16 protein-coding genes and 3 pseudogenes are annotated in these 19,910 nt (G+C 70.8%); 8 read left to right on the plus strand and 11 right to left on the minus strand.

Annotated features, from left to right (window positions below):
- Nucleotides 1-873, minus strand: coding sequence for an oxidoreductase (locus ABZ434_RS24430; RefSeq protein WP_359140660.1), 873 nt, complete (start codon nt 871-873; stop codon nt 1-3).
- 114 nt (nt 874-987) lie between these two features.
- Between ABZ434_RS24430 and ABZ434_RS24435 the strand changes: the two genes are divergently transcribed.
- The gene (locus tag ABZ434_RS24435) at nt 988-1,884 is read left to right on the plus strand and encodes a LysR family transcriptional regulator (protein ID WP_359140663.1); all 897 of its coding nucleotides are present in this window, start codon (nt 988-990) and stop codon (nt 1,882-1,884) included.
- A 371-nt stretch (nt 1,885-2,255) separates the two neighbouring features.
- On the opposite strand, the gene ABZ434_RS24440 is transcribed toward ABZ434_RS24435, so the two are convergent.
- The gene (locus ABZ434_RS24440; RefSeq protein WP_359140666.1) at nt 2,256-3,626 is read right to left on the minus strand and encodes a radical SAM protein; all 1,371 of its coding nucleotides are present in this window, start codon (nt 3,624-3,626) and stop codon (nt 2,256-2,258) included.
- A gap of 225 nt (nt 3,627-3,851) precedes the next feature.
- Between ABZ434_RS24440 and ABZ434_RS24445 the strand changes: the two genes are divergently transcribed.
- Nucleotides 3,852-4,376, plus strand: coding sequence for an SRPBCC family protein (locus ABZ434_RS24445; RefSeq protein WP_359140669.1), 525 nt, complete (start codon nt 3,852-3,854; stop codon nt 4,374-4,376).
- Between the two features lie 15 nt (nt 4,377-4,391).
- Here the strand turns inward: ABZ434_RS24445 and ABZ434_RS24450 are convergent, their stop codons facing one another.
- Entirely contained in the window at nt 4,392-5,237 is an 846-nt protein-coding gene (locus tag ABZ434_RS24450; protein WP_359140672.1) for a pentapeptide repeat-containing protein, read from the minus strand.
- A 182-nt stretch (nt 5,238-5,419) separates the two neighbouring features.
- Between ABZ434_RS24450 and ABZ434_RS24455 the strand changes: the two are divergent.
- The 3 genes and pseudogenes from ABZ434_RS24455 (at nt 5,420) to ABZ434_RS24465 (ending at nt 7,656) form a co-directional block, all read left to right on the plus strand.
- Nucleotides 5,420-6,786: pseudogene (locus tag ABZ434_RS24455) on the plus strand (FAD-linked oxidase C-terminal domain-containing protein).
- 59 nt (nt 6,787-6,845) lie between these two features.
- Nucleotides 6,846-7,340 carry a hypothetical protein gene (locus ABZ434_RS24460; RefSeq protein ID WP_359140675.1) on the plus strand — a complete coding sequence of 165 codons (495 nt, stop codon included), beginning with the start codon at nt 6,846-6,848 and terminating at the stop codon, nt 7,338-7,340.
- An 88-nt stretch (nt 7,341-7,428) separates the two neighbouring features.
- Nucleotides 7,429-7,656: a hypothetical protein gene (locus ABZ434_RS24465; RefSeq protein WP_359140678.1), complete on the plus strand. Its 228-nt coding sequence runs from the start codon at nt 7,429-7,431 to the stop codon at nt 7,654-7,656.
- Nucleotides 7,657-8,158: 502 nt separating this feature from the next.
- Here ABZ434_RS24465 and ABZ434_RS24470 read toward each other — a convergent pair.
- Nucleotides 8,159-8,554 (minus strand): cupin domain-containing protein, encoded by a 396-nt coding sequence (locus ABZ434_RS24470; RefSeq protein ID WP_359140681.1) that lies wholly within the window; start codon nt 8,552-8,554, stop codon nt 8,159-8,161.
- Between the two features lie 52 nt (nt 8,555-8,606).
- On the opposite strand from ABZ434_RS24470, the gene ABZ434_RS24475 reads away from it, so the two are divergent.
- The gene (locus ABZ434_RS24475; protein WP_359140684.1) at nt 8,607-9,599 is read left to right on the plus strand and encodes a helix-turn-helix domain-containing protein; all 993 of its coding nucleotides are present in this window, start codon (nt 8,607-8,609) and stop codon (nt 9,597-9,599) included.
- 20 nt (nt 9,600-9,619) lie between these two features.
- On the opposite strand, the gene ABZ434_RS24480 is transcribed toward ABZ434_RS24475, so the two are convergent.
- Nucleotides 9,620-10,693 (minus strand): enoyl-CoA hydratase/isomerase family protein, encoded by a 1,074-nt coding sequence (locus ABZ434_RS24480; protein ID WP_359140687.1) that lies wholly within the window; start codon nt 10,691-10,693, stop codon nt 9,620-9,622.
- 234 nt (nt 10,694-10,927) lie between these two features.
- On the opposite strand from ABZ434_RS24480, the gene ABZ434_RS24485 reads away from it, so the two are divergent.
- Nucleotides 10,928-13,111: a SpoIIE family protein phosphatase gene (locus ABZ434_RS24485; protein WP_359140690.1), complete on the plus strand. Its 2,184-nt coding sequence runs from the start codon at nt 10,928-10,930 to the stop codon at nt 13,109-13,111.
- A gap of 195 nt (nt 13,112-13,306) precedes the next feature.
- Here the strand turns inward: ABZ434_RS24485 and ABZ434_RS24490 are convergent, their stop codons facing one another.
- From ABZ434_RS24490 to ABZ434_RS24510, 5 genes and pseudogenes are all read right to left on the minus strand, one after another.
- Nucleotides 13,307-13,936, minus strand: a complete 630-nt coding sequence (locus tag ABZ434_RS24490; protein ID WP_359140693.1) for an LAETG motif-containing sortase-dependent surface protein — start codon at nt 13,934-13,936, stop codon at nt 13,307-13,309.
- A 247-nt stretch (nt 13,937-14,183) separates the two neighbouring features.
- Complete coding sequence (locus tag ABZ434_RS24495; protein WP_359140695.1) at nt 14,184-14,672, minus strand: GNAT family N-acetyltransferase; 489 nt, start codon at nt 14,670-14,672, stop codon at nt 14,184-14,186.
- A gap of 385 nt (nt 14,673-15,057) precedes the next feature.
- Nucleotides 15,058-15,846, minus strand: a pseudogene (locus ABZ434_RS24500) (DUF6397 family protein); the annotation flags it as partial.
- 111 nt (nt 15,847-15,957) lie between these two features.
- Complete coding sequence (locus tag ABZ434_RS24505) at nt 15,958-16,371, minus strand: roadblock/LC7 domain-containing protein (RefSeq protein WP_359140698.1); 414 nt, start codon at nt 16,369-16,371, stop codon at nt 15,958-15,960.
- A 119-nt stretch (nt 16,372-16,490) separates the two neighbouring features.
- Nucleotides 16,491-17,114 (minus strand): ATP/GTP-binding protein, encoded by a 624-nt coding sequence (locus ABZ434_RS24510; RefSeq protein ID WP_359140701.1) that lies wholly within the window; start codon nt 17,112-17,114, stop codon nt 16,491-16,493.
- A 617-nt stretch (nt 17,115-17,731) separates the two neighbouring features.
- On the opposite strand from ABZ434_RS24510, the pseudogene ABZ434_RS24515 reads away from it, so the two are divergent.
- Nucleotides 17,732-18,013: pseudogene (locus tag ABZ434_RS24515) on the plus strand (GNAT family N-acetyltransferase); the annotation flags it as partial.
- Between the two features lie 59 nt (nt 18,014-18,072).
- On the opposite strand, the gene ABZ434_RS24520 reads toward ABZ434_RS24515, so the two are convergent.
- Nucleotides 18,073-19,488, minus strand: coding sequence for an LCP family protein (locus ABZ434_RS24520; RefSeq protein WP_359140798.1), 1,416 nt, complete (start codon nt 19,486-19,488; stop codon nt 18,073-18,075).
- Nucleotides 19,489-19,910 lie beyond the last annotated feature (422 nt).

Genomic DNA, 19,910 nt, shown 5'->3' on the forward strand with positions numbered 1-19,910 from the left:
TCAGTCCTCGTAGCCGGTGCTGCGGCTGACCTCCTCCCAGGCCAGCACCTCCGCGCGGGAGGCGTCGAGGCTCGCGAGGACCGCGTCGGTCGCGTCGTTGCCGAGCGGCAGGCGGAGCGGAGTGTCCTGGGCGGCCAGGGCCGTCAGGATGGCAGCGGCCGCCTTGTGCGGGTCGCCCTCCTGCTTGCCGTCGGAATCCGGGAGATTGCTGCGGACCGGGCCCACCGTCTCCTCGTAGGCGGGCAGGGCTGGTGACTGGCGCAGGGCGCCGCCCCCGGCGAAACCCGTGCGGAACGAACCGGGCTCGACGACCAGCACCTTGATGCCGTGCGGGGCCACCTCCACGGCCAGCGCCTCGGACAGGCCCTCCAGGGCGAACTTCGTCGCCGAGTAGGCTCCGACGCCGGGGAAGCTGAACCGGCCGCCCATGCTGCTCATCTGGACCACCGCGCCGGAACCGTTGCGACGCATGTGCGGCAGCACGGCACGCACGAGCGCGGCCGGCCCGAAGAAGTGCAGGTCCATGAGATCGCGCAGCTCGCGGTCGCTGGTCTCCTCCACGGCGCCCACCAGCCCCATCCCCGCGTTGTTGACCACCACATCGATCCGGCCGTACCGGAGCACGGCCTCCGCCACCACGTCCGCGATGCGTGCCGTGTCGGTGACATCCAGCTGGACGGCGACGGCGCGGTCGGGATGCGCGGCCACCAGGTCTTCCAGCGCCTCCGGCTTGCGAGCCGTGGCGACGACGCTGTCCCCGGCGGCGAGGGCCGCCGTGGCGATGGCGCGGCCGAAGCCGGAGGAGGCCCCGGTGATGAGCCAGACCCGGCCCGGGGCGTTGCCGCGGGTGGCTGCTGCGTGTTCGGCGTTCATGTCCAACTCCCGTTTGTCCTGCTGGTGTTGCAGTGATCCAGTTATGTCATCCGCCTGCTGGGACGTCCAAGACAAAGACCAACTGGACCGATAAACGGGCTTTATGATCGCTGGATGGAGCTGCGTCAGCTGCACTACCTCACCGTGATCGCCGAGGAAGGGAACCTGGGGAGGGCCGCGAAGCGGCTGTTCGTCAGCCAGCCGGCCCTCTCGTACGCCCTCAAGACTCTTGAGTCCGAACTCGGGGTGCGCCTCTTCGACCGTCACGCCGGTGGAGTCTCGGCGACCGCCGCGGGACGTGATGTGGTCACCGAGGCCCTGCTCACGGTGCGCCAGTCCGAGCGGGTGACTGCTGCGGCCGAGCGGCACGCACGAGGCGAGACAGGGGTCCTCCGGGTGGGTTTCGAGGCGAGCGGCGCCGACGAGCTGACCACGCGGGCACGGGCGGAGTTCAGCCGGCGTCATCCCGGGGTGCGGGTGGCACCCAAGCGCTACGACTGGGGGCAGGAGGCCGATGCGCTCCGGGACGGCCTGACGGACGTGGCCTTCGTCTGGCTGCCCAACGATCTGACCGGGCTGCACAGCGAGTTGGTGCACACGGAGCCGCGGGTCGTGGGGCTCGCCTCCACACACGCGCTGGCATCCAGGTCCGGCGTGTCGGTGCTGGAGGTCGGGGACGAGCCTCTGCTCTGGACGCAGCGTGCGCCGCGGGAGTGGGTGGACTGGTGGGCCGTCAACCCCCGCCCGGACGGTTCGAGTCCACGGTGGGGGCCGACCAACGACAACGTCGAGGAGATGCTGGAGCAGGTGGCGGAGGGTGCTGCCATCTGTTTCGCGCCCTTGAGTATGGCGCGGTACTACGCGCGCCCCGATCTCGCCTGGGTCCCGCTGACGGACGTGGAACCCCTGCGCGTCGTGCTCGCCTGGGCGAAGGAGACCGACAACGCGCTGGTCCGGGGCTTCGCCGATGTGGTGCGGGGGCTCTCCGCGTCGGGGCCGGCCAGGGGTTGAGAACGCACGGGACGGCCGCCGGCACTCGACGTGCCGGCGGCTCCGCCCGGGTCCCCCGGCCTGCTCGGTCCGTCACGGCCTGACGGGCCCCATCGGGGCGCCCCCGGTCTGCGTGACGAGGCACCCGGCGCTCCTCCCGTCCGTCCGAGGGGATGCGGCCGGTGTCCGGACAGCCATCCCGTGAAAGGGACTCCAGGTCACTTCGGCAAAGCACGCGCGCCGTTCGTCGCCCGGGCGGAAGCGGTGGACGAATCCGTCGGGACAGGACCGCATGGCGAGCGGCGCCCCGGCGCTCGCGCACGGCGGGCAGGCGGGCAGGCGGGCAGGCGGGCAGGCGGGCAGGCGGGCAGGCGGAACATGGCCTGGCAGCGCTATGACGCGGCATCCGCCTCGGCCCGGTCGTCCTCCTGGCGGGCCGGGAGGCTGTCCATGAAGGAGCTGACCGAGAACACCGCGCGCCCGGGACCGGGCGGCCCGTACCCGGGAGGCGAGGTGAGCCCGTACTCCTCCATCGTCGAGCGGTAGGCGTCCAGCAACCGGATGTGGTACTCCAGCGGCGCACCGTCCGGGTTGGTCTTGCCGAGCGGTGTCGTCGGTTCGGGGCACCAGGTGGTGAACCGCGGGGTGATGCCGTGCGACATGAAGAACCGCAGGCCCTCGGTGGTGGAGTCGATCGCCTCCTTCACCGTGGTGAAGCCGAACGGCTCGGCCATCTCCACGCCCGCGACGAAGTTGGGGATGACGTTTCGGGCACCGAAGACGTCGGCGGAGTCCAGGATGCGGCGGTGCCATTCGTCGCGCCCGACGTAGCGCTCCTTGCCGGGGCAGTAGAGCTCGAACAGCCTGGGGTCCCACACCTCGTAGTTGGGGTGGTAGATCTGCACGCCGTAGTCGTGGAAGCGCTGGACATCGGCCTTGGGCAGGGCCTGGGCGACGACCTTGCCGATCCAGCGGCCGGGGAAGCGTTCCTCGATGGCTTTGGCGTACTGGCCGTAGAAGTCGGCCTCGTCCCGTCCGCCGATGTGGGAGGTGATGGCACCGCCGGTCAGGGTGTAGGCCGTGGAGGTCTTCGCCGTGTCGTACCGGTCGATGATGGCCAGCGCCTCCAGGACCTCCTCGACGGGCTTCACTCCGGTGTAGGGGCGGCCCGCCGCCTTGTGCTGGCGCCAGTTGTGGTTGATGTCGCAGTACTGGCACTCCTCCTTCGCGCCGAAGTACTGGCAGACGCGGAAGACCGTCAGATAGACCAGGTAGCCCCACTGGATGGTGGGCGCGACCTCCATGACCGATTTGCCGTTGCCAAGGGTGTGCCGGTAGTAGTCCGGCATGGGGGGCAGACCCACGTCGGAGATCCGCCGGCCGTCGAGGTACAGGCCGAGCACTCCGTCGCCGTCGGCCGCCACGCGGTACGGGGAAGCCGGGTTGACGCGCACGGAGACGACGGTGCGCCGTAGTTCGTACGGGCCGCCGGTGAGCACGATCTCCTCGGGCGGGCGGCGCAGCGCGGCGGCACCGAGCTCGGGAAGGGTCCCGTGGTCGAAGGAGAAGATGAAGTACGACTTGGGCTTGACGTCACCGCCCTCGTTGTCGCTGAGCGCGGATTCGTCGAAGGCCAGGCCGCCGCGCAGCAGGTCCTCCTTGATGACGGCCTCCCGCGGCACGTGCGGGAACTGCTCCATGAGCCGCTCGATCAGGCGGGTACGGCTCGTGTCGGTGCTGCCGGGGTCGGTACGGCTGGGCATGTGCGGGCTCCTGGGTCCTGTCGTGGCGGGTGTTCCGGGTTCGCCGCCTGTTCCAACGAACCAGGGCCCCGAAGCGTTCGCGCTCCCGCCCTCCGGAACGGCCGGAACCCACCGCCGGACCCTATGTGACCGGTGAGTAGGGTGTGGTGCCCGGGAGCCCGTCGGCCGTGCGGCCGTTCCGACGCCCCGGGGTTGCCGCAGTCGGCCGCGGAACGGAAGTGCCTCATGCCCCGCACCATGTCCGTCTCGGACAGCATCGTGGTCCGCGCCGAACCCTCGCTCGTGTACGACCGGTTGAGCGACCCCACGGAAATGGGACGCTGGAGTCCGGAGAACCGGGGCGCGAGGGTGCTCGGCGAGCGTCGGGGCGCGTATGTCGGGATGGTCTTCGAGGGCCGCAACAAGCGCGGGTCCATGCGCTGGACGACCCGGTGCACGGTGACGGCGGCCGACCCAGGTGAACGTTTCGCCTTCCGTGTCCACGCCATCGGGGCGAAACGGCCGAGGCTGCCGGGCGCCATCGCCACCTGGGAGTACCGCTTCGAGGCCGTGGACGCCGGCACCAGGGTCACCGAGATCTGGATGGACGACCGCCGCGCCTGGCCGGATTTCCTGGCCAACGCCTTCGACCGGGCCGCGACCCGGGGGCACACGTTCGCCGACTTCCAGCGGCGCAACATCAGCACCACGCTCCGGCGGCTCAAGGCCGCCCTGGAGGCCTCGCCGGCCGACGAGGCCCCCCAAGTATGACGTGGTGGCGTTCTGTCACTTGTCCCAGTGCGCGGGGCGGTTGAGCGAGGAGGGCAGCCGGGTGGCGCCGTTCCCCTTGGCCGCGTTGAGCTGGGACTGCGTGACGAAGAGCGCCCCGGCCAGATCGGCGCCGGACAGATCCGCGTCCCGGAAGTCCGCGCCGATCAGATCGGCCAGCCGCAGGTCGGCGCCGGCGAGGTCCGCCGCGATGAGGTAGGCGCCGCGCAGGTCGGCGCCCCGCAGATCCGCTCCCCCGAGGCGCGCGGCGATCAGATCCGCACCCCGGTGGCTGCGCTTCTTCTTCCGGGGCGCGGTGGCGCGCACGAGTTCGCTGGTACGCGCGAGCAGGGCCGCGACACCGTCGCGGTGCGCCGCCACGTCCAGGTCCGCGAAGGCGTCGGCGTCGAGGCGGGTGAGGCGTTCGGTCTCCTCGAGGCTCCGCCGTATCTCTCCGTGCAGGGAGCGGGCCGGTGCCAGGGAAGCAGCTTCCGTGAGGTACCAGAGGAGCTCGTGGAGCTGCCGCACGACCGGGAAGACCTGGAACATCTGCCGGGCGCTCTCCGGGGCCGCACGCCAGTCCCGTCCGCCGAAGGTCTCCGCCGACACCTTCTGGCCCGCACCGAAGCAGTCGTACACCGTGCAGCCGGCGAAGCCCTCGGTGCGCAGCCGGGTGTGGATACCGCAGCGGAAGTCGTCCGTGAGGTTGCGGCAGGGGTCGCCGGCTTCCTTGTTGACGGCGAAGTCCGCGGAACGGGTGAGGGTCAGCGCGACGCAGCACAGTCCGAAACAGTTACCGCAGTCTGCGCGCAGGGCGGCACGGCCGCCGTGCTCGGTGCCGGGGGCTCGTTCGTTGTCGGGCACGGGAGGAGAGTCCTTTGGTGTGCGTGGTTCATGGCCGGTCGAGCCTATCCAGGTCGGGCACTCCGCCCCGCCACGAGGTGCTCCGGGCGAGTACGACCGCGGCGCCCGGGGCCCGCCCGCGCTCCGGAGGTACCGCGGACCATAATGATGGGTCATACATCTTTTGGGAGGTGGCCACCATCGTGGCGAACGCACCGGTCGACAGCATTCCGGCCCAGCGGGTCCTGACCGACCCGGCGGGCCTGACCCGGTACCAGCACGACGAGGCCGAATGGGCACCGTACGGAACGCCCTTGGCCGTGGTGCGCCCGCAGAACACCCGCGAGGTGCAGGATGTGGTGCGCCATTGCATCGCCCACCACATCCCGTTGGTACCGCGCGGCGCGGGTACCGGTCTGTCCGGGGGCGCCAACGCCGTGGACGGGGCGATCGTCCTGTCCTTCGAGGACATGGACGCCATCGTCGCCATCGACCGCGCGGAGCGGCTGGCCGTCGTCCAGCCCGGCGTGGTCAACGACGATCTGCGCGCGGCGAGCGCCGAGCACGGGCTGTGGTACCCGCCGGATCCGGCGAGTTCGCCCTGGTCCACCATCGGCGGGAACGTCGCGACGAACGCCGGGGGCATGTGCTGCGTCAAGTACGGCGTGACGCGCGACTACGTACTGGGCCTGGAGATCGTCAACGGACTCGGCGAAGTCGTCTCGCTCGGGCGCCGGACCGCGAAGGGCGTGGCGGGCTACGACCTGGCCGGGCTGATGGTGGGCTCCGAGGGGACGCTCGGGGTGATCACCGAGATCACCGTCCGTCTGCGGCCCGCCAGGCTCCAGGAACGGACGGTGGCGGGGTACTTCTCGTACGTGGTGGCCGCGGGCGAGGCGGTGAGCGCCGTGACCGCGTCCGGCGTCATTCCGTCGGCGCTCGAACTCGTCGACCGCCACTGCCTCGCCGCCGTCGACGCCTGGAAGAAGATGGGGCTCTCGGCGGACGCCGACGTGGTGCTGCTCGGTCGCGTCGACACCCCCGGCGCCGAGGGTGACGCCGAGGCCGAGCTGGTCCGGGACTGCTTCGAGCGCGCCGGTGCGACCTGGGCTGCGGTCTCCACGGACCAGCAGGAGGCGGATGCGCTGTTCCAGGCCAGGCGACTGGCCTATCCGGCACTGGAGCGGCTCGGTCCGGTGCTGACCGAGGACGTCTGTGTGCCGCGGACCGCGGTGCCGGAGATGCTGGCCCGGATCGAGCGGACGGCCGCCCGGCACGACATCCTCGTCGCCAACATCGCGCACGGGACGGCAATCTCCACCCCCTGATCATCACGCCCCCCGGGGACGAGGCCGCGCGTGCCCGCGCCCAGGACGCCTTCGAGGACATCCTGGACGACGCGATCGCGCTCGGCGGCACGGTGACCGGTGAACACGGGGTGGGGCTGCTGAAGATGCGCGGCATGAACAAGGAACTGGGCCCGGCGGTGCTCGGCATGCATCACGCGGTGAAGGCGGCCCTCGACCCGCACGGCATCCTCAACCCGGGCAAGGTACTCGGGGGCGCCTGACCCGGTTGTCAGTGGGGCGGCGCACACTGGCACCAGTACGGGGCGGCGAGGGGAGTCGGATGAGCACCGGGGCAGAAGAGACCGGTTTCGAACCGGCCACCGGAGAGGGCCCGCCTCCTTCGGAACCGGCCGAGCGCCGGGCTGCCTCGGTGCGGACGGCGTTCGCCGGAATGCTGCAGATCCGGCGCCTGACGAACACCGGCCCCGCCGCTCCGGAGGCGGTCCCGGCGGCCTGGGAACTGCACAGGACGGTACGGGCCGTTGCCCTCGCCCTGGAGGCATCCGGGCTGAGCGCGTCGGCCGTTGACGCGTCGGGCAGGCGCACGGCGACGGGATACCGGGTCACCGCGGGCACGGCGCCCGCCACCGCACGGGTGGAATGGCTCGGCCCACCGGGCAGCGGCGCGGCGCACGAGGAGGAGAGCGCGCTGAACCGGTGTGCGGCGGTGTTGCGGGAGTTGGGCTGGATCACCCTGCTCTACCGCGGACCGCGGAGCCGTCGTTTCCTGGAGGTGGAACCCCCGACGGGCGCGGCTCGGCCGGACAGCCGATAGGAGGCGTGCCGCAACGGCCACCGGGGCCCGTTGTCAGACCCGTGCGGGATGCTTGTGGGTCCGACACCTCTGACCTGGAGATGCTGAGATGCGCAATGACGAACTCGCCGCGGCGCAGGCGTACGTCCGTTTACTGGAGGCGACGCGCGCGGCGCTCTCCGATCCGGACGACGCCCCGCTGTACATGCCGTTGCTCGCCTCCCCGATCGCCGAGGCGGACGGTGCACTGCGTCGCGCGGGGCTCTCGGGCAACGAGTCCCACTTCTTCGAGCTCGTCCGCTCGCTCCAGCCCAGCATGTCGGACAGCGGACACTGATCCGCCCGCGTCGCACAACCGCACACCGCACCTGCCGGCTCCCGGCCCGCCCGCATCGCCCGGGCGGGCCGGGCCCGTCTTCGGCCGGGTCGCCCCGATCAGTGGTGCATTGATTCAACGCCCGTCCGGCCGGCGCTCCGAGCTCACGCCCACGGCCTGGTGGCTGACCTCACCGGTCTGCGGCTGGTCACCCGTGCCCAGGAACCGCGCCACTACGAGCCACGGGGCAACCGGCAGGACCGGGACCGCGCCGAGGCCCGGCCCGGCCCGGCCCGTGGCAGGACCGCGTGGAGGCCACCGCGGAGGGCACCGCCTGACCGGGAGCCGTGGCGGCACTCCGCTGCCGGGGCGGCGGGCGCGGAACGTCCGGGTAGCGGCACTCCGCTGCCGGGGCGGCGGCCGCGGGGGCGTCCGGGTAGCGGTACTCCGCTGCCGGGCGGCGGCCGCGGGACGTCCGGGTAGCGGTACTCCGCTGCCGGGCGGCGGCCGCGGGACGTCCGGGTCAGCTGCTCAGCATGTGCCCGGTTGTCGCGTCCACGTGGTCCGGCACCTCTTCGTGGCGATCGCCCACGGTCGGTGTACCGGTGGGTTCGAACATGAGGATGGCGGCACCGGAAGGAGCGTACGGCTTGTGTTCCGTGCCCCGGGGGACCGTGAAGACCGCTCCCCGGGGAAGGAGGACCGTGCGCTCCCCCTCGGGCTCGCGCAGGGAGATGTGCAGCTCGCCGTCGAGTACCAGGAAGAACTCGTCAGTGGCGTCGTGGACGTGCCAGACGTGTTCGCCCTTGACCTTGGCGATGCGGACGTCGTAGTCGTTGACGCGCGTGACGATGCGGGGGCTCCACAAGGCGGCGAAGGAATCCAGCGCCTCGCCGAGGGAAATCGGTTCATTGCTCATGGACTCATCCTGAGTCCTCGTACCGGCCCGATGTGAGTGCTAGGAATTGCACATGCCGCAAGAATCCTCGCACGCATCGAACCTGTCGGGCCTGCACCGGGTCGTCGTGATCGTCGACGCGAACTCGAATCCCTTCGAGCTCGGCTGCGCGACCGAGGTCTTCGGTCTGCGCAGGCCGGAGATCGGCCGTGACCTCTACGATTTCCGCCTCTGCTCCCCCGAGCCCCACACCCTCATGCGGGACGGCTTCTTCACGCTCACGGGCGTCGCCGGTCTCGAGGCGGCCGACGCCGCGGACACCTTGATCGTCCCCAACCGTCCGGACGTCGAGGTGCCGCGCCGGCCCGCCGTGCTCGATGCCGTCCGACGGGCGCACGCTCGTGGTACCCGTCTGGTCGGCTTCTGCAGCGGTGCCTTCACCCTGGCCGAGGCGGGAGTCCTCGACGGCCGTCGGGCCACCGCGCACTGGCAGTGGGTGGATTCCTTCCGGGCCCGCTTCCCTGCGGTCCACCTCCGATCGGACGTGCTGTTCGTGGACGACGGCGACATCCTCACCGCCGCCGGGAGCGCGGCCGCACTCGATCTCGGGCTGCATGTGGTGCGCCGCGACCACGGCGCGGAGGTCGCCAATGCCGTGAGCCGGCGGCTCGTCTTCGCGGCGCACCGGGACGGGGGACAACGGCAGTTCGTGGAGCGCCCGATTCCGGACCTGCCGGACGAGTCGCTGGCGCCTGTCCTGGCCTGGGCCCAGGAACGGCTTGACTCGCCGCTCACGGTCTCCGACCTGGCGGCCCGGGCGACGGTCAGTGCGGCGACGCTTCACCGCCGCTTCCGGGCACAACTGGGAACCACACCGTTGGCGTGGCTCACAGGGGAACGGCTCGCGCTGGCGTGTCGGTTGATCGAACGGGGTGAGTCCCGCTTCGAGATGGTCGCGCGGCACAGCGGGCTCGGCACGGCTGCCAACTTGCGCACGCTGATGCGCCGCGAGACCGGCATCACTCCGTCCGCGTACCGCGGCCGGTTCGGGCCGGGCCCGAACTGACAGCCTGCGGTGCCTCCGCTTCAGCCGGCTGCTCCCGCTGCCGGGCCGAGACCGAGCTCGTCGTCGCCGAGGGGCGCGAAGTGACGGGCCACCTCCTCGTCGGTGACCTCGGCGAGCTCCGCCGGGCTCCACCGGGGGCTACGGTCCTTGTCGATGATCTGGGCGCGCACGCCCTCCACCAGGTCGGGCCGGGTGAAGGCGGTGGACGAGACCCGGTACTCCTGGTCCAGGGCCGCTTCCAGGCATTCCAGGCGACGGGCACGCCGGACGGCCGCGAGCGTCACCTTGAGCGCCGTGGGGGACTTGGCCCGGATCGTCGACGCGGCCTGCTTCGCGGCGGGCACCCCGCAGCCTTCCAGGCGCTCGACGATCTCCTCGACGGTGTCCGCGGCATAACACGCGTCGATCCACTCGCGGTGCCCGGCCAGCTCCGGGACGGGCGCGGTGCCGGCATACCGCTCCGCCGTCCCGACTACAGCCTCGGCTGTGGTGCACGCGTCGAGTGCGGTGAGCAGGGCGGGCAGCTCCCCCGACGGCACGTAGTGGTCGGCGAGGCCGCACAGCAGCGCGTCGGCCGCTCCGACCATGTCCCCGGTGAGCGCCAGGTGCAGGCCGAGCTCTCCGGGTGCCGCCCCGAGCAGGTGGGTACCGCCGACGTCGGGCACGAACCCGATGCCGGTCTCGGGCATGGCGATACGGGAGCGTTCCGTGACGATACGGAGGGAGCCGTGGGCCGACACCCCTACCCCGCCGCCCATCACGATGCCGTCCATGAGGGCGACGTACGGCTTGGAGAATCGGGCGATACGGGCATTGAGCCGGTACTCGTCACGCCAGAAGTCCAGTGACGCCCGGCCGCCCGCCAGCGCGTCCTCACGAATGGAACGGATGTCGCCGCCCGCGCACAGGCCGCGGTCCCCCGCACCGGTGAGGAGCACCGCGACGACCGAGGCATCCCGTTCCGCCGCGTCGAGCGCCTCCCCCATCCGCAGCACCATGGCGTGGTTCAGCGCGTTCAGTGCCCTCGGCCGGTTCAGCGTGATGTGGCGGACGCGCCCCTCCGTGTGCAGCAGGACGGAATCCTCGTGGTTCATGCGTGCGCTCCGGTCAGCCCCAGTGCCGTAACGTCCGCCGGTCACGGACGATCTTCCGCTGCCATTGTGCGCGGCGGTCCGAGGATCTCGGTGTGGGGGGTGGCACGTCCTGGGCCTCGCACGGAACGCCGTATGCCTCGTTCCCGCTGTGGCAGCCGTGCCGAACCCGCCAGACAATTGAGTCACGTGAGTCCCGCCGCACGGCAGCCCCGCCGGACGATCTTCGGAGCACGAATGACCGATCACGACCGGCCACCCTCCGTCCCCGTACCACCCCGCCTCCTGGTCGAGAAGACACACAACAGCGAGATGGCGACGGCGGAGCGGCTTGCCATGAACCGCGCCGGCAGTTTCGAGTGGGACCTCGACGCCCGGACGCTGGACATCGACGAGGCGGGGCTGCTGGTCTTCGGCCTGGATCCCGCCGTTTTCGACTCACGGCCCGGATCGCTGATGGAGCTCCTCGACCCCGCGGAGCGCATCAGGCTCGATGTGGCGATCGACGAGGCCATCAAGGGCGGGAGCACCTCTTACAGCGTGCACTTCCGGGTCCCGTTGCACGACGGTGGCGATCAGTGGACCCATGTCCAGGCACGCATCCTTCGCGGCGCGGACGGGCGGGCGCACCGGGTGATCGGCCTGGTACGGGACGCGACGGCGGAAGTCACCCATTCGGCCTTCGTGCTGGATCTGGAAAAACGCCGTCAGCGACAGACCGACATAGTTGAACGAACGACTAGCGCATTGTCACGGGCCGTGACGGTGGACGATGTCACGGCCGCGCTCACCGGACCGGGCGGACTGGCACGGCTGGGCGCCGACGGCCTCGCGCTCGGTCTGCTGGACAACACGACGCTCAATGTCATCGCCCTGAGCGGCGACTCGCTCGAGGTCGTCGACGAGCTGGGCTCGGGCCGGCTCGACCCGAACTTCCCGCTGGCCGACACCGTCCTCAGCGGACGGCCGCGCTTCGTGAGTTCACTCGGCGCGCTCACCCGGCGCTATCCGGTGCTGGAGCCGTTCGTGGGACACCTCAGGTTCCAGGCGGCCGCCTATCTGCCGCTCGTCGCCCAGGCCAAGACCCTGGGCGGGCTGGCGCTCTTCTACCGCGAACGCGCCGCCTTCACCGCCGACGAACGCAATCTCTGCCTGGGGCTCGCCGCGATCGTCGCCCAGTCCCTCCAACGGGCCACGCTCTTCGACGAGGAACGAGAATTCGCCACAGGGCTCCAGTCCGCGATGCTGCCCCGCCGGATCCAGGACATCGAGGGCGGCGAGATCGCCGTCCGGTACCACGCCGCGTGGAGCGGCCGTCAGGTCGGCGGCGACTGGTACGACGTGATCGCGCTGCCCAACGACCGTTTCGGCGTCGTGGTCGGTGACGTACAGGGTCATGACACGCACGCGGCGGCGATCATGGGCCAGCTGCGCATCGCGCTGCGTGCGTACGCCGCCGAGGGGCATCCGCCGTCGACGGTGCTGGCCCGGGCCTCGCGGTTCCTCGCCGAACTGGACACGGACCGGTTCGCCACCTGCACGTACGCCCAGGTCGACCTGGGAACCGGCACGGTGCGGGTGGTGCGGGCCGGGCACTTCGGCCCGCTGATCCGGCACATGGACGGCCGGGTCGGCACTCCGCAGGTCCGCGGCGGCGTCCCACTGGGCATCGCGACCGACTTCGGCGACGAGGAGTTCCCGGAAACCCGGCTGGACCTCGTACCGGGCGAGACGCTGGTCCTCTACACCGACGGACTCGTGGAGGAGCCCGGCGCCGACATCGACGCCGGGGTGCGCACACTCATCAACGAGGTCAGCGCGGGACCGGCGGGCGCCGAGGCGCTGGCCGACCATCTGTCGGACCGCCTGTGGGAACGCTGGGGCTCGGGCGACGACGTCGCGCTGCTGGTGCTGCGGCGCAGCCCCGACCCGGGATCACCCCGCGCGCCGCGGCTCCATCAGTACATCCACCAGGCCGATCCGGAGGGGCTCTCCGACGCGCGGACGATCGTGCGTCAGGCCCTGACCGACTGGAACATGGCCGAACTCGCGGACGACGCCGAGCTGGTGACCGGTGAACTGCTGGTGAATGTGCTACTGCACACGGAGGGCGGGGCGGTGCTCACCCTCGAGGTGCTGCCGGAACCGGTGCGCAGGGTCCGGCTGTCGGTGCAGGACCGCTCCAGCGCATGGCCCCGGCGCCGCACACCCGGTGAGACCGCGACCTCGGGCCGTGGGCTCCTGCTGCTGGACGCCGTCGCCACCCGCTGGGGCATCGAGCCCCGCGGCGAGGGCAAGGCTGTCTGGTGCGAGATCGGGCCGGCGGCACCGCCCGCGTCCACGCCGGTGCCCAGGGACGCCTCGGAGCCGGTGGGGTCCGCCGGCTCGGACACCGCCGAGCCGGCGGACCCCGCCGGCTGAGACACCTCGGGCATCCCGGCCACAACCCGCTCGACCCGTACCGATTGCCAGGGCGTAGAGCGGTGATGAGCCGACAGCTCCGGGGAGGTGCCGTCGCTGAGCAGCACTGAGGGGCGCGCCGTCTCGCCCCTCAGGACTCGGCACGCCCCTCAGCCGGGAGCCCGAGCGCTCAGCGCGCCGGGCTCCCGGACTGCGTCAGTGCTGCGCGGTGCGGCGCTTGCGCACGGACCACATGATTCCGCCACCGGCCAGCAGCACGGCCACGGCCGCACCACCGATGATCGGCGTGGCGGACGACGAACCGGTCTCGGCCAGATCCGGCGAGCTGGGGCTCGGCGTGGCTGCGGCAGGCGCAGGCGACGAGGCGGTCTCGCTGGGCGTGGCGGTCGGCGTGGGAGACGCCGTGGTGGGCTTCTCGGACGGCTTCGTCTCGGTCGGCGTCGGGGTGGGCTCCTTCGGAGGAGTCCCCTCGCACACCGGCGCCTGCTTGGACTCGTCGCGGGAGTACTGGTCGCCGTCGCCGGCCTTGACGACCAGGCGGACCGTCAGCGCCTTGTCGTGCTCGGGCAGTGCGATCTTCTTCTCGAGCCCCTTGCCGAAGGTCTCAGTCGGCAGGAGGTCCTTTCCGTCGACGGTGACGGTCACCTGGTTGGTGACGCCACCGTTGTACGCGGACAGGTGCAGGCTCACTTCGGTACAGGTCACGTCCCAGGTGGGGGTGTGAGCTGCGGCCGGACCGGCGGTGAGAACCGCACCGGTCAGGCCGACAACCGCAGCGGCAGCGAGGGTTCCCGCAGCACGCCACGATCTCCTGGGTATGGTCATGGATTCTTCCTCCGCAAATGTTTCATCGCCCGAATGGCGGTGGGGCGCACAGTACTGCCCCCGCCCCCTCTGTGTGCACCCGCCCCACAGACCATTCGACGTCACAACTGACCGCAGATCACCGCCGCTTGGGGCAACCCGGACACCGAGGCGACGTCGGGCCCGCATGGGCGATGGCGCGAAGTGAACGTCCGGCGCCGGAGCGTGCGCATCGGGCGATCCGCAGCCCCGGGCACCGGCGCGTGCGTCACAGCGGCCGGTACATGATGTGGAGTCCCACGAATCCCTTCTCCGGGTGGTTGAACCCCTCCGGCAGGGTCCCCAGAATCTCGAAACCGAGGGAGCGGTAGAGCCCGACCGCGGGGGCGTTGCCTTCCACGACCGCGTTGAACTGCATGCCGCGGAACCCGGCCGTGCGAGCCCAGTCGATCGTGTGCCGGCACAGGGCCCGCCCCACGCCCTTTCCGGAGTGCCGGGGGTCCACCATGTAGCTGGCACTGGCAATGTGCGAGCCGTTGCCCATCTGGTTGTTGTTCATCTTCGCCGTGCCCAGGACCCTGCCGTCGTCGTCGACCGCGACGACTGTGCCGTTCGGGGGCCTCAAGAGCCACCAGTCGAGTGCGTCCGCCTCATCGAGATCGAGTGGATAGGTGAACGTCTCGCCTGCGGCGACGATTTCGTGGAAGAAGGGCCAGATGGCGGGCCAGTCCTCAGCGGTGGCTTCCCTGATCAGCATGGTGCAAAGAATGTCTGGTCCGAGTGCTGGTGGCGAGCGGTTTGCCCCTTCCGGCGGCTGCCTGGAGAGGACGTCGGCCGCCACGTGTCCCGCGAAGGCGGAACCGGGCCAGGAAACCTGCCGCGCCACTGCCACCGCCGCCCGTTGTGGCCTGTCCGCTGCCGCCCTCGGCGCTGCCTTCCTGCGCGCCCGCTCCCTGCGAGCCATCTCCCTGCGAACCGGGGCCCGACCGTACAGCCGCTGCCTCGTCCGGTCCCGACGGCCCCGCCGACCCCACCGGATCCGCCGCACTCACCGGACCGGTAGATTCTTCCGTAACTCTCACAGAGCCCGCCATCACTGCGACTTCCGCCGAGGCCCGTGCTTCGTCCGCCGTTTCGGCGCCCCACTCCTCTCCCGGGCGTGGGGCCGGGCGCAGCTCGCGGGCACTGTCCAGCTCCATCCCCAGGGTGACCCGCCGCCAGAGGATCTCGTCCGGTTCATCGGCGAGCATCAGCTTCGCCATGGCCTCGCGTCCGGCGGCCGACCTCCCCTGGCCGAAAACCGGCACGGGCCGGACTCTGCCCAGATAGGCCCGCTCGTACGGATCGTCAACCACCTCGGCCAGCTGGACCGGGTCCAGTGCCTCCGCGATGACGGCTGCGCGGACCCAGGGGTCCTCGGTGAGGGTCAGCAGCCGCTCCACCCTGCGCGAACGCCAGTTGCGCGCACGCCAGTCCGCACCCGTGTCCAGTCGACTGCGCAGCCAGGGCGGGCTGTTGCCCACCAGCAGTCCGGGTGACCTGGCGGCCAGTGCGCCCAGCTCCTGTGCGAGGTAGAGCCACACCACCACTCGGTAGCGATTGAGGTAGAACGCCACCGGCGTGACACAGCCCGCGCGCGCCAGCCGGGTGAAGCGAACCGGACTGATCCCGAGCAGCCGAGCCCCTTCCGCGGTCCCGACGGTGCGCACGCGCTCCCGCAAGGTCTCCGGAAAACCGTCCTCCGACCTGAGCCGGTCGATCTCATCCTGACGGACCTTGGCCCGCCCACCGGCCCGCGGTTCGCCCGAGCGGACCATGCCCAGATGAACCGCCAGGGCGAACTCCCCGCGCCTCAAACCCAGTTCCGCAGCGGCCCTGCTTGCGGTGACCGCGTGAGCGCCGTAGTGGCGCACCGCATCCGTCATCGGCATGATGATCCTCCCCGTGAGCACCGAATACCCTCCGTGACCACGGTAGTCCGGGAAAGGCAACCGCCGCCCGGCCTGTGGATAACCCCCGGGCCGGGCAGCGGCGCCGATTCCTCAGACCCGGTTGACCCCCACGCTCCCGTCCTGCCGAACGGCCACACCGAGGTGCTCGCCGACCCGGTTGACGAGCAACGTCATCTCGTACGCCACCTGACCCACATCGGCCTCGGCCTCGCTCAGGACACACAGACAGCTGCCGTCTCCGGCAGCCGTCACGAAGAGCAACGCCTCGTCGAACTCCACCATCGTCTGCCGGGCCTTTCCGGCACGGAAGTGCCGGCCCGAGCCGCGGGCGAGACTGTGCAGTCCGGACGAGACCGCGGCCAGGTGCTCCGCGTCCTCACGTGCGAGCCCCGTGCTCGCTCCCGTCACCAGACCGTCGTTCGACAGCACCAGGGCGTGCCGTATGTGCTCGACCCGGCCGGTGAGATCGTCAAGCAACCAGTCGAGTCCCCTGTCCAGCGCCATTCTGTTCCTCCCCGCTCATACGTTCCCCGTGCCCCACTTTGTTGCAAGCCTTACGCACAGGTCACGTACGGGCAAGCGCCCCGCTGTGCGACAGCGTGGCGGGATCCGGCCAAGTCGGCTCAGCCCACAGAGTCCAGAAGCCTCGCCGTGTGCATCCGGCCCGCGTACTCGACCATCCGGATCAGCACTTCCTTGCCTGAATCCCGGTCCCTGGCATCGCACAGCACCACAGGCGTCCCGGGATCGAGATCGAGGGCGCGCGACACGTCCTTCTCGCCGTACGAACGGGCCCCTGCGAAGCAGTTGACGGCGACGACGAAGGGGATCCGCCTGTGCTCGAAGTAGTCGACCGCGGGAAAACAGTCCTCCAGCCGCCGGGTGTCCGCCAGCACGACCGCTCCCAGGGCACCTTGGGAGAGTTCGTCCCAGAGGAACCAGAACCTGTCCTGGCCCGGGGTACCGAACAGATACAAGGAGAGTCCGGATCTGATGGTGATGCGTCCGAAGTCCATGGCGACGGTCGTGGTCGTCTTCTGGGCGACGCCGTCGGTGTCGTCCACCGACTGCCCGGCCTCGCTGAGGAGCTCTTCCGTACGCAGCGGCCTGATCTCACTCACCGCGCCGACAAGCGTCGTCTTGCCGACCCCGAACCCGCCGGCGACCAGGATCTTCAGGGCCAGGGCGTCGTTCGGGGAGGGCCCGGTGGACTCGTCCCGAGGGCTGTCAGCATGCTCGGTGGGCATCGATCACTTCTCTCACCAGTGAGCCACAAGACGCCGAATACGCAGGTCAGAGCTATCTTGAGGTCTCGGATTCAGTGAATCATCGGCAGGCGTACGGCGACAGCATGGCAAACCGGTACGCGGCCCGTGGGGTGCGATCGGTATTTTGAGGATGTGACTGTTTCGATCCGTCGGATGCCCGGAACCGTGCGAATTCCGGTGTGATTGTCGGCCATCCGACTGTTCTTGGCCGATAACAACGCGCAGCCCTTGCCCGGCTCAGTGTTCCTGCTCCCGTCGCCGCACCATCCCACCGGACACCTGGAACCGCCGGGCCCCCTGCCGCCGGAGTCCCGGTCCTGGCCACCGCCACTTTTCGTGTTGCTCACTCCCGTCCTCGCGTTGTAGGCATACGGCTTGTAGGCATACGGCGTGCGCGCAACCGCGACCGAACGGCATCGGAGGACCTCATGACGACGGCAAGCGACGACCGCACGGTGCGGGTGCGCCGGGCCGTTCCGGGCGACGCGGGGCAACTCGTGCGGCTGCGCGCGCTGATGCTGGCCGACATGGGCATGGACGTCGGGGACGACGGTGCCGACTGGCGGGCTGCCGCGGCCGACTGGTTCGTCCGCCGCATGCGCGGGGCCGATGAGTTCGCCGCGTTCGTCGTCGACGACCTGGAACTGGGCGTGGTGGCGTGCGCCGTGGGGGCATGTGACGCGCACGCGCCGAGCCCGGCCGATCCGGGCGGGCTGCGCGGGCACGTGTCCAATGTGTGCACTGATCCGCGGCGGCGCAGACTCGGATATGCCCGCGCCTGCGTGGACGCGTTGCTGACGTGGTTCCGTGAGGAGACACGTGTGGCGGCCGTCGGGCTCCATGCCACGGAGGACGCGGCCGGACTGTACGAGTCGTTCGGGTTCGTACCGCCCGACCACCCCTCGTTGCAGTTGCGGATGGCCCGGCCCCGGGCGTCTCAGCCGTACGAGAGGTCACTGCAGGGGTCGTCGTCGGCGGACCGGGCCCCGTCCGCGACAACGGTCGGCACGGAGTCGGGTGTCGGCGACGCCGGGGCGGGCGAGGGGTTGTCGGCGTAGTCGCGGCCGACGATCACCTGGATTCCGGCGTCGCCGGACTCCTGGACCCGGGCGCCGCCGAAGAGCCGGGCCGTGGTCTGCGCCTCGGACTGCCCGCCGGGTCCGTAGGTGACGACGGTCCTGGCCTGGTCCTGGGAGTTCGCGGTTGCGGTGCCGGTGACGGTGAAGCCGTGCGTGCGCAGGAACTCGGCGGCCCGGGCCGCGAGTCCGGTCACCCGGGTGCCGTTGTAGACGGCCACGTCGATGCCCGTGCCGGAGACGGCGGCGGAGGAAGCGGTGGCCGGTGGTGTCGTCCCCTTGCCGCGGCTCGAACCCGCCGCGTCCTGGCCGTCGATCGTGCGGTCGGCCTTGAGCGCGGCCCACAGCGCGTCGGCCTCCGGTTCCACGATGGCGACACGCGCACCCTCGTAACGCCAGGGAACCGTGATGAACTTGGTGTTGTGCAGGTCGATGTTCTTCATCGACAGGGCGAACCCGAGCAGCTTGTCGGCCGAGCCGAGGCCCGGGTCGACGGTCATCGCGTCGGTCGCCGCGTTGGCCAGGGGCAGCAGCGTGGTCGGGTTCAGGCCGCGGGACTTCACCTTCTTGATGAGGGAGCCGACGAACGCCTGCTGCCTCTGGATCCTTCCTATGTCCGAGCCGTCGCCGATACCGTGCCGGATCCGTACGTAGTCGAGCGCACGCTGTCCCGAGACGGTGTCGGGCCCCTTGGCGAAGACCCGTTCACCGCGGGTGGGGCGCTTGGGATTCAGGTCCTGCTGGTAGATGTCCTGCGGGAGACAGACCGGTACTCCGCCGACGGCCGAGGTCAGTGCGGAGAAGCCGGCGAAGTCGACCACGACGGTGTGGTCGACACGCAGACCGCTGAGATGCTCGACGGTGTTCTGGGTGCAGGCGGGATTCCCCTCCGCGGTGTCCCCCACCGAGAAGGCCCCATTGAACATGACGTGCTGCTGAGGGGCCGTCCACTCGCCGCCCGGCTTCTTGCAGGCCGGAATGTCGACCAGGGAGTCGCGGGGGATCGAGACGGCGACGGCGTGCTTGTGGTCGGCGTACACGTGCAGCAGGAACGCGGTGTCGGAGCGGCCCACCTCGCCCGTACCGCCCCCGAGTCCGCTGTTGTCGCCCGATCGCGTGTCCGACCCGATGACGAGGACGTTCTGTCCCGCGGACGTGTCGGGCGGCCGGTCGCCGGAGATCCCGTCGGCGCTGAACGTGTCGATGCTGCCCGTCAGCTTGAGATAGCCCCAGCCCGCCCCGGCAACCAGCAGGACGAGGAAGGAGAGCCCGAACATGGCCGTCCGCCGCAGCCGGCCGCCCCTCCCCCGGCCCGCGGCCCCCTTGTGACTGCCTGTCATCGATCACCCCGTTCGTCCGGCCGCCATGGAAAAGGACCGGCATCGGCCCCGCATGGTTGCGCGGCTGCGCTGTGCGGCAGGTTGCGGTGGCCGTGTGGATCAACGGCCGCGTCCATCCTCGGTCCGATCCCCTGTCCACGGCCGGCCGCTGCAAACATTGACCGGAAGACACCTGGTGCCGCCCGCGCCCTGGGCAAATCCGGGTAGATCCTGAAGAGTGGGGCCACGGCCGTGACGACCGGCCCGGCCATCGCGGACCGCCGGTGGCGACTGCCGGGAGCACCCCGGCACTTCGCGGCCCGCGCGTCCAGGGAACCATAGGGGAAGGGCCGTCGTCCTCTTCGGTGGCGGCCGAAGGA

This window comes from Streptomyces sp. NPDC005761 (assembly GCF_040630635.1).
Taxonomy (GTDB): domain Bacteria; phylum Actinomycetota; class Actinomycetes; order Streptomycetales; family Streptomycetaceae; genus Streptomyces.

Bases quoted from the DNA above. Each gene is read 5' to 3' on its own strand.
- ABZ434_RS24430 (WP_359140660.1), bottom strand. From the start codon at position 873: ATGAACGCCGAACACGCAGCAGCCACCCGCGGCAACGCCCCGGGCCGG.
- ABZ434_RS24435 (WP_359140663.1), top strand. From the start codon at position 988: ATGGAGCTGCGTCAGCTGCACTACCTCACCGTGATCGCCGAGGAAGGG.
- ABZ434_RS24440 (WP_359140666.1), bottom strand. From the start codon at position 3,626: ATGCCCAGCCGTACCGACCCCGGCAGCACCGACACGAGCCGTACCCGC.
- ABZ434_RS24445 (WP_359140669.1), top strand. From the start codon at position 3,852: ATGCCCCGCACCATGTCCGTCTCGGACAGCATCGTGGTCCGCGCCGAA.
- ABZ434_RS24460 (WP_359140675.1), top strand. From the start codon at position 6,846: ATGAGCACCGGGGCAGAAGAGACCGGTTTCGAACCGGCCACCGGAGAG.
- ABZ434_RS24465 (WP_359140678.1), top strand. From the start codon at position 7,429: ATGCGCAATGACGAACTCGCCGCGGCGCAGGCGTACGTCCGTTTACTG.
- ABZ434_RS24470 (WP_359140681.1), bottom strand. From the start codon at position 8,554: ATGAGCAATGAACCGATTTCCCTCGGCGAGGCGCTGGATTCCTTCGCC.
- ABZ434_RS24475 (WP_359140684.1), top strand. From the start codon at position 8,607: ATGCCGCAAGAATCCTCGCACGCATCGAACCTGTCGGGCCTGCACCGG.
- ABZ434_RS24480 (WP_359140687.1), bottom strand. From the start codon at position 10,693: ATGAACCACGAGGATTCCGTCCTGCTGCACACGGAGGGGCGCGTCCGC.
- ABZ434_RS24485 (WP_359140690.1), top strand. From the start codon at position 10,928: ATGACCGATCACGACCGGCCACCCTCCGTCCCCGTACCACCCCGCCTC.
- ABZ434_RS24490 (WP_359140693.1), bottom strand. From the start codon at position 13,936: ATGACCATACCCAGGAGATCGTGGCGTGCTGCGGGAACCCTCGCTGCC.
- ABZ434_RS24495 (WP_359140695.1), bottom strand. From the start codon at position 14,672: ATGCTGATCAGGGAAGCCACCGCTGAGGACTGGCCCGCCATCTGGCCC.
- ABZ434_RS24505 (WP_359140698.1), bottom strand. From the start codon at position 16,371: ATGGCGCTGGACAGGGGACTCGACTGGTTGCTTGACGATCTCACCGGC.
- ABZ434_RS24510 (WP_359140701.1), bottom strand. From the start codon at position 17,114: ATGCCCACCGAGCATGCTGACAGCCCTCGGGACGAGTCCACCGGGCCC.
- ABZ434_RS24520 (WP_359140798.1), bottom strand. From the start codon at position 19,488: ATGTTCGGGCTCTCCTTCCTCGTCCTGCTGGTTGCCGGGGCGGGCTGG.